General features: G+C 40.9%; 12 protein-coding genes and 1 pseudogene. 1 reads left to right on the top strand and 12 read right to left on the bottom strand.

The features are described 5' to 3' along the window. Positions 1-14 precede the first annotated feature (14 nt). The 5 genes from B7708_RS07385 to B7708_RS10095 all read right to left on the bottom strand — a co-directional run bounded on the left by B7708_RS07385 (position 15) and on the right by B7708_RS10095 (position 5,478). On the bottom strand, positions 15-1,046 hold the full coding sequence (locus B7708_RS07385; RefSeq protein WP_084974842.1) for a 3-deoxy-7-phosphoheptulonate synthase: 1,032 nt from the start codon (positions 1,044-1,046) through the stop codon (positions 15-17). Between the two features lies 1 nt (position 1,047). Continuing rightward, on the bottom strand, positions 1,048-2,079 hold the full coding sequence (locus B7708_RS07380; RefSeq protein WP_084974840.1) for a 3-deoxy-7-phosphoheptulonate synthase: 1,032 nt from the start codon (positions 2,077-2,079) through the stop codon (positions 1,048-1,050). A 79-nt stretch (positions 2,080-2,158) separates the two neighbouring features. Then, complete coding sequence (gene secA, locus B7708_RS07375) at positions 2,159-4,672, bottom strand: preprotein translocase subunit SecA (RefSeq protein ID WP_084974838.1); 2,514 nt, start codon at positions 4,670-4,672, stop codon at positions 2,159-2,161. A gap of 160 nt (positions 4,673-4,832) precedes the next feature. After that, a complete protein-coding gene (locus B7708_RS07370) occupies positions 4,833-5,123 on the bottom strand; it encodes a hypothetical protein (protein ID WP_084974837.1) in 291 nt (96 codons plus the stop codon). 19 nt (positions 5,124-5,142) lie between these two features. Next, a complete protein-coding gene (locus B7708_RS10095; protein ID WP_239822470.1) occupies positions 5,143-5,478 on the bottom strand; it encodes a hypothetical protein in 336 nt (111 codons plus the stop codon). Between the two features lie 209 nt (positions 5,479-5,687). Here B7708_RS10095 and B7708_RS07360 point away from each other — a divergent pair. Next, positions 5,688-6,975 (top strand): annotated as a pseudogene (locus tag B7708_RS07360) (ISL3 family transposase). Between the two features lie 117 nt (positions 6,976-7,092). Here B7708_RS07360 and ftsX read toward each other — a convergent pair. The 7 genes from ftsX to B7708_RS07320 all read right to left on the bottom strand — a co-directional run bounded on the left by ftsX (position 7,093) and on the right by B7708_RS07320 (position 13,892). Further along, positions 7,093-8,019 carry a permease-like cell division protein FtsX gene (gene ftsX, locus B7708_RS07355; RefSeq protein ID WP_084974833.1) on the bottom strand — a complete coding sequence of 309 codons (927 nt, stop codon included), beginning with the start codon at positions 8,017-8,019 and terminating at the stop codon, positions 7,093-7,095. Further along, positions 8,012-8,704 carry a cell division ATP-binding protein FtsE gene (gene ftsE / locus B7708_RS07350; RefSeq protein ID WP_000022257.1) on the bottom strand — a complete coding sequence of 231 codons (693 nt, stop codon included), beginning with the start codon at positions 8,702-8,704 and terminating at the stop codon, positions 8,012-8,014. Before ftsE ends, ftsX begins: the two co-directional genes overlap by 8 nt. A 19-nt stretch (positions 8,705-8,723) precedes the next feature. Further along, positions 8,724-9,819 (bottom strand): peptide chain release factor 2 gene (gene prfB / locus B7708_RS07345; protein ID WP_096753628.1). Its coding sequence is split into 2 segments (ribosomal slippage): positions 8,724-9,746 and positions 9,748-9,819, totalling 1,095 coding nucleotides; the frame shifts between segments, so codons are not numbered across the junction. Positions 9,820-9,929: 110 nt separating this feature from the next. Beyond that, positions 9,930-10,586 (bottom strand): CBS domain-containing protein, encoded by a 657-nt coding sequence (locus B7708_RS07335; RefSeq protein WP_000268641.1) that lies wholly within the window; start codon positions 10,584-10,586, stop codon positions 9,930-9,932. A 131-nt stretch (positions 10,587-10,717) separates the two neighbouring features. Then, complete coding sequence (locus B7708_RS07330; RefSeq protein WP_084974831.1) at positions 10,718-12,145, bottom strand: cytosine permease; 1,428 nt, start codon at positions 12,143-12,145, stop codon at positions 10,718-10,720. Between the two features lie 132 nt (positions 12,146-12,277). Then, positions 12,278-13,705 carry a cytosine permease gene (locus B7708_RS07325; RefSeq protein WP_084974829.1) on the bottom strand — a complete coding sequence of 476 codons (1,428 nt, stop codon included), beginning with the start codon at positions 13,703-13,705 and terminating at the stop codon, positions 12,278-12,280. A gap of 1 nt (position 13,706) precedes the next feature. Continuing rightward, positions 13,707-13,892 (bottom strand): hypothetical protein, encoded by a 186-nt coding sequence (locus tag B7708_RS07320; RefSeq protein WP_000805401.1) that lies wholly within the window; start codon positions 13,890-13,892, stop codon positions 13,707-13,709.

The following is a 13,892-nucleotide window of genomic DNA, read 5'->3' as shown; positions in this document are numbered from 1 at the left end:
TCCATCCTTTTCACTTATTTTGTTAAGGTAGTATAAATTTCTTCTACCAAGGCTACTGTATTTTCCCAACCTAGACAAGGGTCAGTTATGGAGCAACCAAAGATCTCTGGTTGATTTTGGCGACCATCTGCTAGGTATGATTCGATCATAAAGCCTCGAACCGTCTTTTTAATCTTTTCATTCCAATCACGATTCAGCAAGGCTTGGCGAACAATGCGGATTTGTTCCATATACTGCTTGCCTGAATTGTCATGATTGGTATCGATTATAATGAAGGGATTTTCAATCCCCATGGTCTCATAGCGATTGATGGTATTTAAGAGAGTTTCATAATAGAAATTGGGTTCATTTTTACCATATTCGTTCATGGCACCACGAAGAATAACGTGGGCCAAAGGATTTCCTGAAGTTTCCACTTCTTGGCCATGGTAAAGGAAGGTTTGCTTGTTTTGAGCTGCATAGATGGCATTAAACATGACCCCGAGGTTCCCAGATGTTGGATTTTTCATCCCAACTGGAGCATCAATCCCAGAGGCTACAAAGCGGTGTTCCTGGTCTTCCACTGAACGAGCTCCTACAGCGTGGTAGCTGACTAGATCATCGACCAAAACGAGATTTGACGGATAGAGCATCTCATCAGCCGTCGTCAAGCCCGTTTCGGTAATCACACGGTAGTGGAGCTGACGAACAGCCTGCAAACCGTTGATGAGACTAGGAGCCTCACTAGCATTTGGCTGATGAATCAAGCCCTTATAGCCATCTCCATTGGTACGAGGTTTTGCTGTATAGACACGCATCACAATAAAGATTTTATCCGCAACTTTTTTCTGCAAGTCTGCTAAGCGACGAGCATATTCAAGCACAGCTTCTTCATTGTCTGAAGAGCAAGGTCCCATCACCAAAAGGATTCGGTCATCCTCACCCGAGATGATGGCTGCCAGCTCTCTATCGCGGACTTCTTTCTTTCGCAAGGCTTCAGGTGACAACTGGGTCGCAGCCTTGATTGCTTCAATATCAATTTCTTGACCTTTTTCGATAAATGCCATCTTACTCTCCTAGCGTTTGGTAAATTTCGCGAACAAGTGCTTCTGTGTTGTCCCATCCGAGACACGGATCTGTAATGGACTTACCAAAAACTTCTGGCTCATTTTGACGTCCATCTTCTAGATAGGACTCAATCATAAAACCACGAACATATTTTTTGATTTTCTCATTCCAGTCACGGTTAATCAAGGTCTGACGAACGATACGGATTTGGTCCATGTACTGTTTGCCAGAATTGTCATGATTGGTATCGATGATGATAAAGGGATTTTCCAAGCCCATCTTTTCATACTGGGCAATGGTGTCCATCAAATTGTCATAGTAGTAATTAGGAATATTTTTCCCGTATTCATTCAAGGCACCGCGAAGAATGGCGTGGGACAATGGATTCCCTGTTGTTTCCACCTCTTTACCGAGGAAGAGGAAACTCTGTTTATTTTGCGCTGCGTAAATCCCGTTAAACATAACATTGAGATTTCCAGATGTTGGATTTTTAAATCCTGTTGAGAAATCTGCTCCACTCGCTACAAAACGGTGCTGTTGATCCTCTACAGAACGAGCTCCAACAGCCATATAAGAAATCAAATCATCCACCAGCGGAAGATTTTCAGGATAAAGCATCTCATCCGCTGTTGTCATTCCCGTCTCGGTAATCACACGGTAGTGCAGTTGGCGAACAGCCTTGATCCCATTGATCAAGCTAGGAGCTTCTGTCGCATTTGGTTGATGAATCAAGCCCTTATAGCCATCTCCATTGGTACGAGGTTTAGCAGTATAGACACGCATGACCATAAAAATACGGTCTTTGACCTCTTCTTGCAAAGCAGATAGACGCTTGGCATACTCAAGAACCGCCTCTTCGTTATCAGATGAACATGGTCCAATCACCAAGAGAATACGCTGGTCTTCCCCACGGATGATGGCTTCCAATTCCTGATCACGTTGTTTTTTTCTCGCAAGAGCTGCTCCCTCTAATTTAGACAAGGCACGAACTTCTTCAATGTTAATTTTAGGACTTTTAGCTTTAAATACCATGATTCATCTCCTTATAAAGCAAACGGACACCAAGCAAAAATGTATTTTCACCAGGTATCCGCCTGTATCTTATCTCATATTATTGTCTCTTACCATGACAGTTCTTGAATTTCTTACCAGATCCACATGGGCATTGGTCATTTCGTCCGATTTGGCTCAAGTCCACATCTGCTGGAAGATGAGTCTGCTGCGCTGCGATATTACGAGTCGCAGTTGTACTGATATTGTGTTCAGTCTGTGGACGTTCTTGTTCATGGATTTGTGCCTTCATCATCAAGCGGGTCACATCGAATTCAATCGAACCAATCATGTCGTTAAACATGCGGAAACCTTCTGCTTGATATTCTACAACAGGGTTGTTTTGGGCATATCCACGAAGACCAACAGCATTTCGCAACTGGTCAAGAGCATCGATATGGTCCGTCCACTTGTTGTCTACAACACGTAGAATCAAGACTTTTTGGAATTCTTTCACTGCATCTTCGTCACGAAGCTTAGCAACTTGGCTGTCATAGACTTTCAAGGCACGTTGGAAAAGTTCATCTTTGATAGCTTGGTCTGACAAACCTGCAAGATCTGAACGGCTAATTGAATCTTCTGGAAGCAAGTTATACTTAGCGAAGTTCAAGATTGCTTCCAATTTTTCATCTTCCTTAGAACGTGCATGTGCATCCACGATACGTCCAATGGTACGACGAATCATAGCATGGATTTCTGGTGCCAAATCACGGTCGGCAGTAATGACATCATAACGTTGTGCATAGATGATCTCACGTTGTTCACGCATGACATCATCGTATTGAAGGACCTGTTTACGGGTATCATAGTTGTTTCCTTCGACACGTTTTTGAGCTGCTTCAACCTGACGTGTTAACATGCGAGATTCGATGGCTTCATCAGACATGTTGAGTCGTTCAAAAATACCTTTCAAACGCTCTGAACCGAAACGTTTCATCAAATCATCTTCAAGAGATAAGTAGAATTGTGACTCACCTGGGTCTCCTTGACGTCCTGAACGTCCACGAAGCTGATTATCAATACGGCGACTTTCGTGGCGTTCTGTACCAATGACGCAAAGTCCACCAAGTTCACGAACCCCTTCACCAAGCTTGATGTCAGTACCACGACCGGCCATGTTGGTAGCGATGGTAACTGCGCCACGTTGACCAGCATTCATGATGATTTGCGCTTCTCTGTAGTGGTTTTTCGCATTCAAGACTTCGTGAGGAACACCCGCTTCGACCAATTTCTTAGAAAGAAAATCACTGGTTTCAACGGCAACCGTACCTACCAAGACTGGCTGACCTTTTTGATAACGTGCCTTCACATCTTCAACTACAGCCTTAAATTTCGCATCAAGACTTGCATAGAGAAGGTCTGAATGGTCGATACGTTGGATTGGACGGTTGGTTGGGATTGGGATGACACGAATGTTGTAGATTTCGCGGAATTCTTCTTCTTCTGTTTTACCAGTACCTGTCATACCTGCCAATTTCTTATACATACGGAAGAGGTTTTGGTAGGTAATAGAAGCTGAAGTCTTGGTCTCGTCTTGGATTGGCACACCTTCCTTGGCTTCAATCGCCTGGTGCAAGCCATCAGAGTAACGGCGACCTTCCATGGTACGACCTGTAAATTGATCGACAATCAAGATTTCCTGCTCTTCACTGACCACATAGTCAATATCGAGAATCATGATGTAGTTGGCACGAAGGGCATTATCAATAAAGTGAGTAAGAGCCACATTTTCAATATCGTAGAGATTTTCCAGTTTGAAGTAGTCTTCAGCCTTGTCAATACCAGAATCTGACAAACCGATCGTCTTAGACTGAACGTCAATGATATAGTCGTCCTTGTCCAAAGATTTCACGAAGTGGTCCGCCATATGGTAGAGTTGGCTTGTTTCAACTGCGTTGGCACCTGAAACAATCAATGGTGTACGAGCTTCGTCGATCAAAATTGAGTCAACCTCATCGACCAAGGCATAGTTGAGTGGACGTTGCACCATGTTTTCTGCACGAACGACCATGTTGTCACGAAGGTAGTCGAAACCAATCTCTGAGTTGGTTGAGTAGGTAATATCACAAAGGTAAGCCTCTTTTTTCTCCATTGGAGATTTAGCTGCCAAGTTAATCCCTACTGACAGACCGAGCCATGAGTACAATTCACCCATTTCAGTCGCGTCACGTTCTGTTAGGTATTCGTTGACTGTAACTACGTGAACCCCTTTACCTGCAAGGGCATTGAGGTACACTGGCATAGTCGCTGTCAAGGTCTTCCCTTCACCCGTACGCATCTCTGGAACGTCACCATGGTGAAGAACAATCCCACCCATGACCTGAACTTTATATGGGAAAAGTCCAAGAACACGCTTGGCAGCTTCACGTACTACCGCAAAAGCCTCATAGAGCAATGAATCCAGCGATTCACCCTTATTGTAACGTTCCTTAAATTCATCTGTTTTTGCTTTTAGCTGGTCATCCGTCAAGACTGCCATCTGATCTTCATATTTGAGAACCTTGTCTGCCATCTTTTCCAGACGACGAAGTTCTCCTTTATCATTTTCGATAATCGTTTTTAAAATATTAGCCATTATTTTCCTTACTTTAGATTCTGAATATTTTAGAATGTTCTTTTAATTCTAGCACATTTGCTCTTAATTTTCAAGAAAGAATCCGCATTTAAACAGGGAAAAGAGGCTGACTTCTAGGTCAGTCTCTTAGCTTTTTATGGACTACATTTCACACAAAAATTTAATTGCCAAGCAGAGCTGGCAAAATTCCAAAAATCAGGAAAAGATTGATCCAGAAGGCCACGCAAAATAGCACTCCAAAGATAAAGAGACTGATTTTTTTAATCAGTACGGAATATAGAATGGATAAAACGCCAAAGACCACGAAGAGTTTTTTCATAACGAAATAATAAATTGAAACTCCTCTTATTTGCCAATCCCATGGAAGACAAAAGACCAGTAGCCATAGCAAGCAAATCGTAAGAATGTAGGTTTTGTAGTATTGATGAATGAACTGCTTTATCTTGAGCATTTGGGACCTCCTATAAACTTTAGCTATTGATGGATGTCCTCGTTTTTTTCTCCTGTTTCAGCTTGAACATTCTCTTTAGACAGGCATATATTTTCCAGTCATTCACAAGAGACAAAAAAACTAAAAGGAACCATATCCCCCAAATTGTTAAATCAGCAGGATTTTTCAAGATAATATTGAAAATAAAAAATGAAAAAATTGTAAAAGCGATACTGAACAAAGCCCACAAGGGAAGATAAATCCAGTAAAAGTAATAGAAAAATGCGAAATATTTACTATCTTTGTCCGCCTTCTCAATCCAATGAAAAAAATAAAAGTAGGGTGATAATAGCAATAATATAAAAAATTTCTCCATCACACACCTCTTTTTAATAACGTTTTCTTTGATTTCATTCTATCAAAAAGATCTGGAAATGTCTTCCCAGATCTTACTTGTTTATTTGGCTCTATAATATTTGTAGTGGGTCAATCCCCTATAGATATGATGGAGTCTATTTTGTTGTAGAAAAAAGTCCCATAAGATCTATAATGAAAAGCGATCAAACCATCATTAGAAAGAATCATATGGAACTATTACATTTTATCACAAAACTACTCGATATTAAAGACCCCAATATCCAGATTCTAGATATCATCAATAAGGATACTCACAAGGAAATCATCGCTAAACTGGACTACGACGCCCCATCTTGCCCTGAGTGCGGATATCAAATGAAGAAATATGACTTCCAAAAACCATCTAAAATTCCTTACCTTGAAACGACTGGTATGCCTACCAGAATTCTTCTGAAAAAGCGTCGTTTCAAGTGCTATCATTGTTCGAAAATGGCGGTGGCTGAGACTTCCCTAGTCAAGAAAAATCATCAAATCCCTCGTATTATCAACCAAAAAATTGCTCAAAAGTTGATTGAAAAGACGTCTATGACCGATATTGCTCATCAGCTGGCCATTTCAACTTCAACTGTTATCCGAAAGCTCAATGACTTCCGTTTTAAACATGATTTTTCTCGTCTTCCTGAGATTATGTCCTGGGACGTTGAAACAGTCAGGGGAGTGACTGTTTCAATCGGGAGATGAAGATGAGTTTCATTGCGCAAGATTTTGAAAAGCTCAATATCATCGCTGTCCTTGAGGGTAGAACACAAGCTATCATAAGAAATCACTTTCTTCGATACGATCGAGCTGTTCGTTGTCAAGTGAAAATCATTACAATGAATTTGTTTAGCCCTTACTATGACTTGGCTAAACCACTTCGCTTTCGAATTTCTAAACTCAAGCTAAAACAGTTCCGTGGACTGTTTTACTCCAACACTTAAGCTGTGCTATGAGTCGTGTTCGTGTCCAAATCATGAATCAGTTTGAACGAAAATCCCATGAATACAAGGCTATCAAACGTTACTGGAAGCTCATTCAACAAGATAGCCGTAAACTCAGCGATAAGAGATTTTATCGCCCTACTTTTCGTATGCACTTAACGAATAGAGAGATTCTAGACAAGCTTTTGAGCTATTCAGAAGACTTGAAACACCACTATAATCTCTATCAGCTCTTACTGTTTCACTTTCAGAATAAAGAACCAAAGAAATTTCTCGGACTCATTAAGGACAGTCTAAAGCAGCTTCATCCTCTTTTTCAGACTGTCTTACAAACCTTTCTCAAGGACAAAGAGAAAATCGCCAACGCCCTTCAGTTACCCTATTCTAATGCAAAATTAGAAGTGACCAATAATCTCATTAAACTCATTAAACAAAATGCCTTTGGTTTTCGAAACTTTGAAAACTTCAAAAAAAGGATTTTTATCGCTCTGAACATCAAAAAAGAAAGGACGAAATTCGTCCTTTCTCGAGCTTAGCTGACTTCAACCCACTACAGTTAACAAAGAGCCGAAGAAAAAAGAGAAGCTCAAGAAAACTTCTCTTTTAAAATTGTATTATTTCTGATTTGGTCTGCAAGTTGCATTTATATCCAACTAGATCTTCAAGAATCGACGCATTGAAATGCCTGATCCAATTGCCCCAATGAAAATACCAATCACAAACAATAGGACTGTCATCACAGGGATAAACACATCTGGTGTAATCATTGACAAGTTTTGCCCCACCAAAGATTTATTGACAGATTGATAAACCATATTATAAACAAAGAATACAAGGACTGAAGGAATAGCTGCTCCAAATAAACCGATAAAGGCACCTTCAAGTAAGAATGGTCCTCTAATGTAGCCATTTTTAGCTCCTACTAGACGCATGATTTGAATTTCACGGCTCCGAGAAATAATGGTAATACGGATAGTATTAGAAATCAAGAAAACCGCAATGAAAATCAAGAGCCCTGCAATAACCAATCCCCAAACACGGATAAAGGAAGCCAGTTCGAAAAGTCGTTGAGTGTTGGCACCACCGTCTTGAACCTCAGATACCCCTTCAATTTTCTTGGCCTCTTCTGCTACTTTAGGAACATCACTCGGAGTATTGGTATCAACGATATAGGCATCATAGAGAGGATTGGCATCCCCTTCAAAGACCTTCCAGTCATCCCCCATCGTTTCAGTCAATTTTTGATACTGCTCTTCCTTGCTTGAAAAAGTGACATTCTTAACACCTTGCATGGCTTTTAAGGCATCATAAACCTTGTGATAGTCATTATTGGTAACTGTCTGACCTTCTTTTTCAATCGTTTCACTATTATCTGCTACATCCTTACGAATGTAAACCATGACACGAACGTTGTTTTCAATATCGGTAGCCAGCTTGGCTGTATTAAAAATTACAGATGCAAACAGGGCAACCAGAGTCAAGGTAATCATAACCGAACTCACTGCTGCTACTGTCATCCAGCCATTTCGTTTTAAACTTTTTAATGATTCAAATAAATGGCGAAAAAATCTACTAATCATCGTATCCATATTCTCCTTTAGCTTCGTCACGAACGACACGGCCATTTTCAATGGCAATGACACGGTGGCGCAAGGTATTTACAATTTGACTGTTGTGGGTCGCCATCAAGACAGTCGTACCTTGGAGATTGATGCGTTCCAACAGATTCATAATTTCCCAAGAATTATCTGGGTCCAAGTTTCCTGTCGGCTCATCGGCAATCAAGACCTTAGGATTGTTCACAATCGCACGAGCAATCGCAATCCGTTGCTGCTCTCCACCTGAGAGTTCATTCGGGAAAGAACGAACCTTGTGTTTTAAACCTACTAGGTCCAACACTTCCATAACACGTTTTTTGATGTTACGGCGATTCTCTCCGATAACTTCCATTGCGTAAGCAATATTTTCATAAACGGTTTTCTTGGGCAAGAGTTTGTAATCTTGAAAGACTACCCCAACACTGCGACGGAGTAGAGGGATATCTTTCTTCTTGATTTTAACCAAATTAAAGCCTGCAACTGTTAGGCTCCCTTTTTCAATCTTTACTTCTCGATATAAAGCTCGAATAAAGGTTGACTTCCCTGCTCCAGAAGGCCCAACGATATAGGCAAATTCTCCTGGTTCAATACTAAGAGAGACTCCACGAAGAGCAGTCGTTCCGTTATCGTATTTTTTGACAACATCTCGCATTTCAATGATTGACATGTGAGTTCCTTTCTATTTCTTAGCTGATTCGCCACTTGAGATAGGCGTCGATGAAACCATCAAGATCTCCATCCATGACCTTATCTACCTGAGCGACTTCAAAGCTCGTACGGTGATCTTTTACCATGGTATAAGGTGTGAAGACATAAGAACGAATCTGACTTCCCCATGTGATTTCTTTTTTCTCCCCTTTGAGGGAGTCGACTTCCGCAGCTTTCTTTTCTTGCTCCATCTGATAGAGCTTGGCTTGCAACATCTTCATAGCACGATCTCTATTTCCATACTGGGTACGATCGACTGTCGATTGAACGACTGTCCCCGTAGGAATGTGTGTCAAACGCACACCTGTTGAAACTTTATTGACGTTTTGTCCACCAGCACCACCTGAACGGAAGGTATCCATTTTGATATCATCTTCACGGATTTCCACTTCGATGGTATCGTCCAACTCAGGCATAACCTCAACGGATGTAAATGAAGTATGGCGGCGTTTGGCAGAGTCAAATGGAGAAATACGGACCAGACGGTGAACACCCATTTCTGACTTGAGAAGACCGTAGGCATTTGGGCCTTCAAAAGACAAGGTCACAGACTTGATACCCGCTTCATCACCTGCTTGGTAATCCAAGACCTCTACTTTAAAGCCTTTGGCATTTCCATAGCGAGTATACATACGGAGCAACATATCACCCCAGTCCTGAGCCTCAGTACCACCAGATCCTGGATGGATCTCCAAAATCGCATTATTATGGTCATAAGGTTCTGACAAGAGAAGCGTCATCTCGTAGCTGGTCATCATCTTATCCAGTTCTGTCAACTGTTCTACCAGTTCATCATGGACTGACTCGTCTTCTGCTAAAAAGTCCAATAAAATTTCAACTTCATCCTGCAACTCTTCCATTTTACGGAAGGTGTTGTAGGTGTTTTTTAATTCATTTAATTCTTGCGACGTTTTTTGGGCCGCGATATTATCGTTCCAAAAATCAGGTTCTGTCATCTTGTTTTCCAAGATGGCAATCTCTTCCTCTAGTCCTTCGAGGTCAAAGAGACCCCCTGAAAGAAGCTAATTTTTCACGATTTGCGTCAATTTTTTGACGAATTTCTGAAATGTCCATAAATACTCCTTTATTCACATCGTTTCATTATACCACATTCTCTCATTTCTTTCCATATTTTGCTTGTTATTTCAAATTGTATACAAAAAAGAGGGCTTTCACCCTCCATTTTATAACTTTTTAGCAGAGGTTCGAGCAATCTCCTCTACTTGGATACCTTGCGCTTCAAATTTCTCCTTCAGGAAGGTTAAATCAATCGTCCCATCAATTTGAACTTCAATCACGACCTTGCCATCCTTGCGTGGAATATTGACTGTATGTGAAATATTCAGATTTTCTTCTACAATCAAGGTCACAATCTTGCCCAAAACCCCAACTTCATTTTCCGTAATAAACCGAACACGAATTCCTTCCTCGCCGTAGCCAGCGATTTCTAGAAAGGCTTGAAAAACATCGCGATCTGTAATCACACCATAAACCTGTTGGTTGTCCACAACGGGAAGAATACCGATCTTATTCTTCAACATGAGATAGGTCGCATCTTCTAGACTAGCATAACCTGAGACTGTTATGACATCCCGAATCATGACGTCTTTGACTTTGGTCTTATTGAGAAGATAATTCATCTCATAGATAGAGAGGCTGGTTGCTTTAGATGGGCTGGCTTCCGCAATGGTTCCTTCTGTTACCAGACCAACCAATTGGTCATTTTCGATAACAGGTAAACGGTGCAAGCCTTGCTCGCGCATCAAATCTGCTGCATGTGCTACAGTCGTATCTGGACTGATATAAACTACCTTGCGGGTCATAAAATCTTTAACTGCCATGAGACTTCTCCTTCTTTATTGCTACTATAATTATACACTTTCTTACAAAAACTATCAAACGCTTTCATCTCTTTTTCAAGATTTTGTAACATTCAATCACAAAAAAGAGAGAACCAAAGTTCCCTCTATCCTTAAATAGTAACTGAATCTCTATCCTTAATCATATAGCGTTTTAAAGGAGTTAAGCTAGCTAGCCAGTACAATAGACCACCAAAGATCGCAGTAAAGCCACTACCAGTTGTGAGCAAGAACATAGGACTCTGGATATGCTTTGTTATAGGGTTGTAAACAAATAGTACTGCAACTAACAAGGAAATGATTACACAAGATAATCCTACCAGATTAAATCCTTTGGTAAACTCATAGGCGTCATGTCCTTCAAGGAAATAGGCTGAACGCAAATCGAGTTTTCGTTTTCTTAAGATAAAATAGTCAACAACGATCATTCCGATAATGGGTCCTTGAATATAGGCCGCCAGCGAGATGAAGGAACCGAAGTATTCATCCACTCCTCCCCAAATCGTAAGTAGACTCACATAAACCATAGCAATCCAAACCATTAGTCTATAGCTTACTTTGGGCATCCCGCTTTTTACAATCATACAGTTCACGTACGATCCTGTACCTTGGGTTCCAATATTAGCAAAAGCTACCAGTAGTAAACTTAAAAGGGCAAAGGCAGGAGTGCTCAACGTTGAAAGCATCGTCGTTGGGTCACTTTCATAGACACCTGTTTTGACAAACATGGCTAGAGCCATGACTCCACCTGTCGCAGCAAAGAATGGCGCAACAACCCCGTATGACAAGGCTGTAGCCCAATAGCCACTACGTTCTGATTTTGCCAAACGTGGTAAGACAAATGCTTGTGTAGACCAAGAAAAGGCTACGGCCACATTTCCTTCCCCTGACATCATAAAACGTTCAATCGGTGTCAAATTTTCTTGGATGGCAGGTTGGACATTCATAATATCCCTAATCGGAACCGCAACAAAACAGATTCCAACAATGATTAGCCCAACAAATAACAAGGCAACCACCAGGAAGCGATTAGTTCCTTTGATCACCTCTGGCCCCCCAAGAGCAATCAGCGTTCCAAGAAGAACACAGAAAGTGCCTAGAATCGGTGCCCATACTCCCTTGTCTAAACCAAGCCCAAAATTATTTGCCAAATGAATCATGGAGCTGGCAAAAAGATTGGCGGTGACGGCGTACCAACCAAAATTTGCCAGACTAATCACGGTTGATAGAACGGCCACCCCTTTTTTACCTAGAACGGCCCTCAACCAAATCCACAAATCAATTCCATATTTAACCGCAAACAGAATTGGGAGACATTCAATAAAGACCCAGATAATGTTAAAACTAAAAATATTAATCAACATCTGATTAAAAGTCAAATATTGAGCCACATAGGCTCCTTGGGTATAACACCAAGTTGCGATGGCAAAACCACTTGTCGATAAGAAGAGATCCCAGAAAGAATACTGACGATCCTTGTTGGTCATGGGAACAATTCCCGTTATCGTCTCCTGTTGAATGAAGTCATTCATCTTGGACATTTTATTGAATACCTCCTGTCATGGCTAGGATAATCAGAATATGATTGACTAGAATCATATCAATTACTTATGTAAAATAAACTTTTAAGAAAGGGGAAGCGAATAGATATAGATTAAGGTTTTCATTTATCCTTAAATCGTAACGGAATCTCGATCCTTGATCATATAGCGTTTTAATGGAGTTAAGTTAGCTAGCCAGTACAATAAACCTCCAAAAATCGCAGTAAAGCCACTACCCGTTGTGATTAAAAAGATTGGGCTTTGAATCTGTGCTGTTACAGGGTTATAAACAAATAGTACTGCAACCAACAAGGAGATAAAGACGCAAGACAAGCCAACCAAGTTAAATCCTTTAGTAAACTCATAAGCTTTATGTCCCTCAAGGAAATAGGCTGAACGCAAATCAAGTTTTCGTTTTCTTAAGATAAAGTAATCAACAACAATCATACCAATAATTGGTCCCTGAATATAAGCGGCTAGTGAGATGAAGGAACCGAAGTACTCTTCTACCCCTCCCCAGATGGTGAGTAGGCTTACATAAATCATGGCAATCCAAACCATTAGTTTATAGCTTACTTTGGGCATCCCGCTTTTAACAATCATACAGTTCACGTATGATCCTGTCCCTTGGGTTCCAATATTGGCAAAGGCTACTAGTAGTAGACTTAAGAGAGCAAAGGCAGGTGTGCTTAGAGTTGAAAGCATGGTTGTTGGATCACTTTCATAAACACCCGTTTTAACAAACATGGCTAGAGCCATGACTCCACCTGTCGCAACGAAGAATGGAGCCACAACTCCGTATGATAAGGCTGTAGCCCAATAACCACTGCGTTCTGATTTTGCTAAACGTGGTAAAACCAATGCCTGTGTAGACCAAGAGAAGGCAAAGGCTACATTTCCTTCTCCAGAAAGCATGAAGCGTTCTAATGGAGTTAAATCTCCTTGGGTAGCCGGTTGAATGTTCATAATGTCAGTAATAGGCACGGCTACAAAGCAGATTCCAACGATAATGAGACCGACAATCAACAAGGCAATTACCAAGAAGCGATTGGTCCATTTGATCACCTCTGGACCTCCAAGCGCAATCAGCGTTCCAAGGAGAACACAGAGTGTACCAAGAATAGGTGCCCATACTCCCTTGTCCAAACCAAGACCAAAATTATTTGCTAAATGAATCATGGAGCTGGCAAAAAGATTGGCCGCAACGGCATACCAGCCAAAGTTAGCCAAACTAATAATGGTTGATAACAGGGCTACTCCTTTTTTTCCGAGGACAGCTCTCAACCAAATCCACAAATCAATCCCATATTTAACCGCAAACAGAATTGGGAGACACTCAATAAAGACCCAGATAATATTAAAACTAAAAATATTTATCAACATTTGATTAAAGGTCAAATATTGAGCCACATAGGCTCCTTGAGTATAACACCAAGTTGCGATGGCAAAACCACTTGTCGATAAGAAGAGATCCCAGAAAGAATACTGACGATCCTTGTTGGTCATGGGAACAATTCCCGTTATCGTCTCCTGTTGAATAAAGTCATTCATCTTGGACATTTTATTGAATACCTCCTGTCATGGCTAGGATAATCAGAATAAGGTTAATTAGAACCAAGCCAATGACTATAATAAAATCACTTTTTAGAAATGGCTGGGCAAACACATAGTTTGGTGATTCCATTTCTTCTAGCCTTCTTTTCGTTTCATTTGCTATTAATTCTTCAATTTCTGATGTCGGCTTCAT

Origin of the sequence: Streptococcus oralis subsp. dentisani (genome assembly GCF_002096615.1) — a bacterium.
GTDB lineage: Bacteria > Bacillota > Bacilli > Lactobacillales > Streptococcaceae > Streptococcus > Streptococcus oralis_U.
Note: the sequence above shows the minus strand (reverse complement) of the source record. Positions and strands in the feature narration are given on the sequence as shown.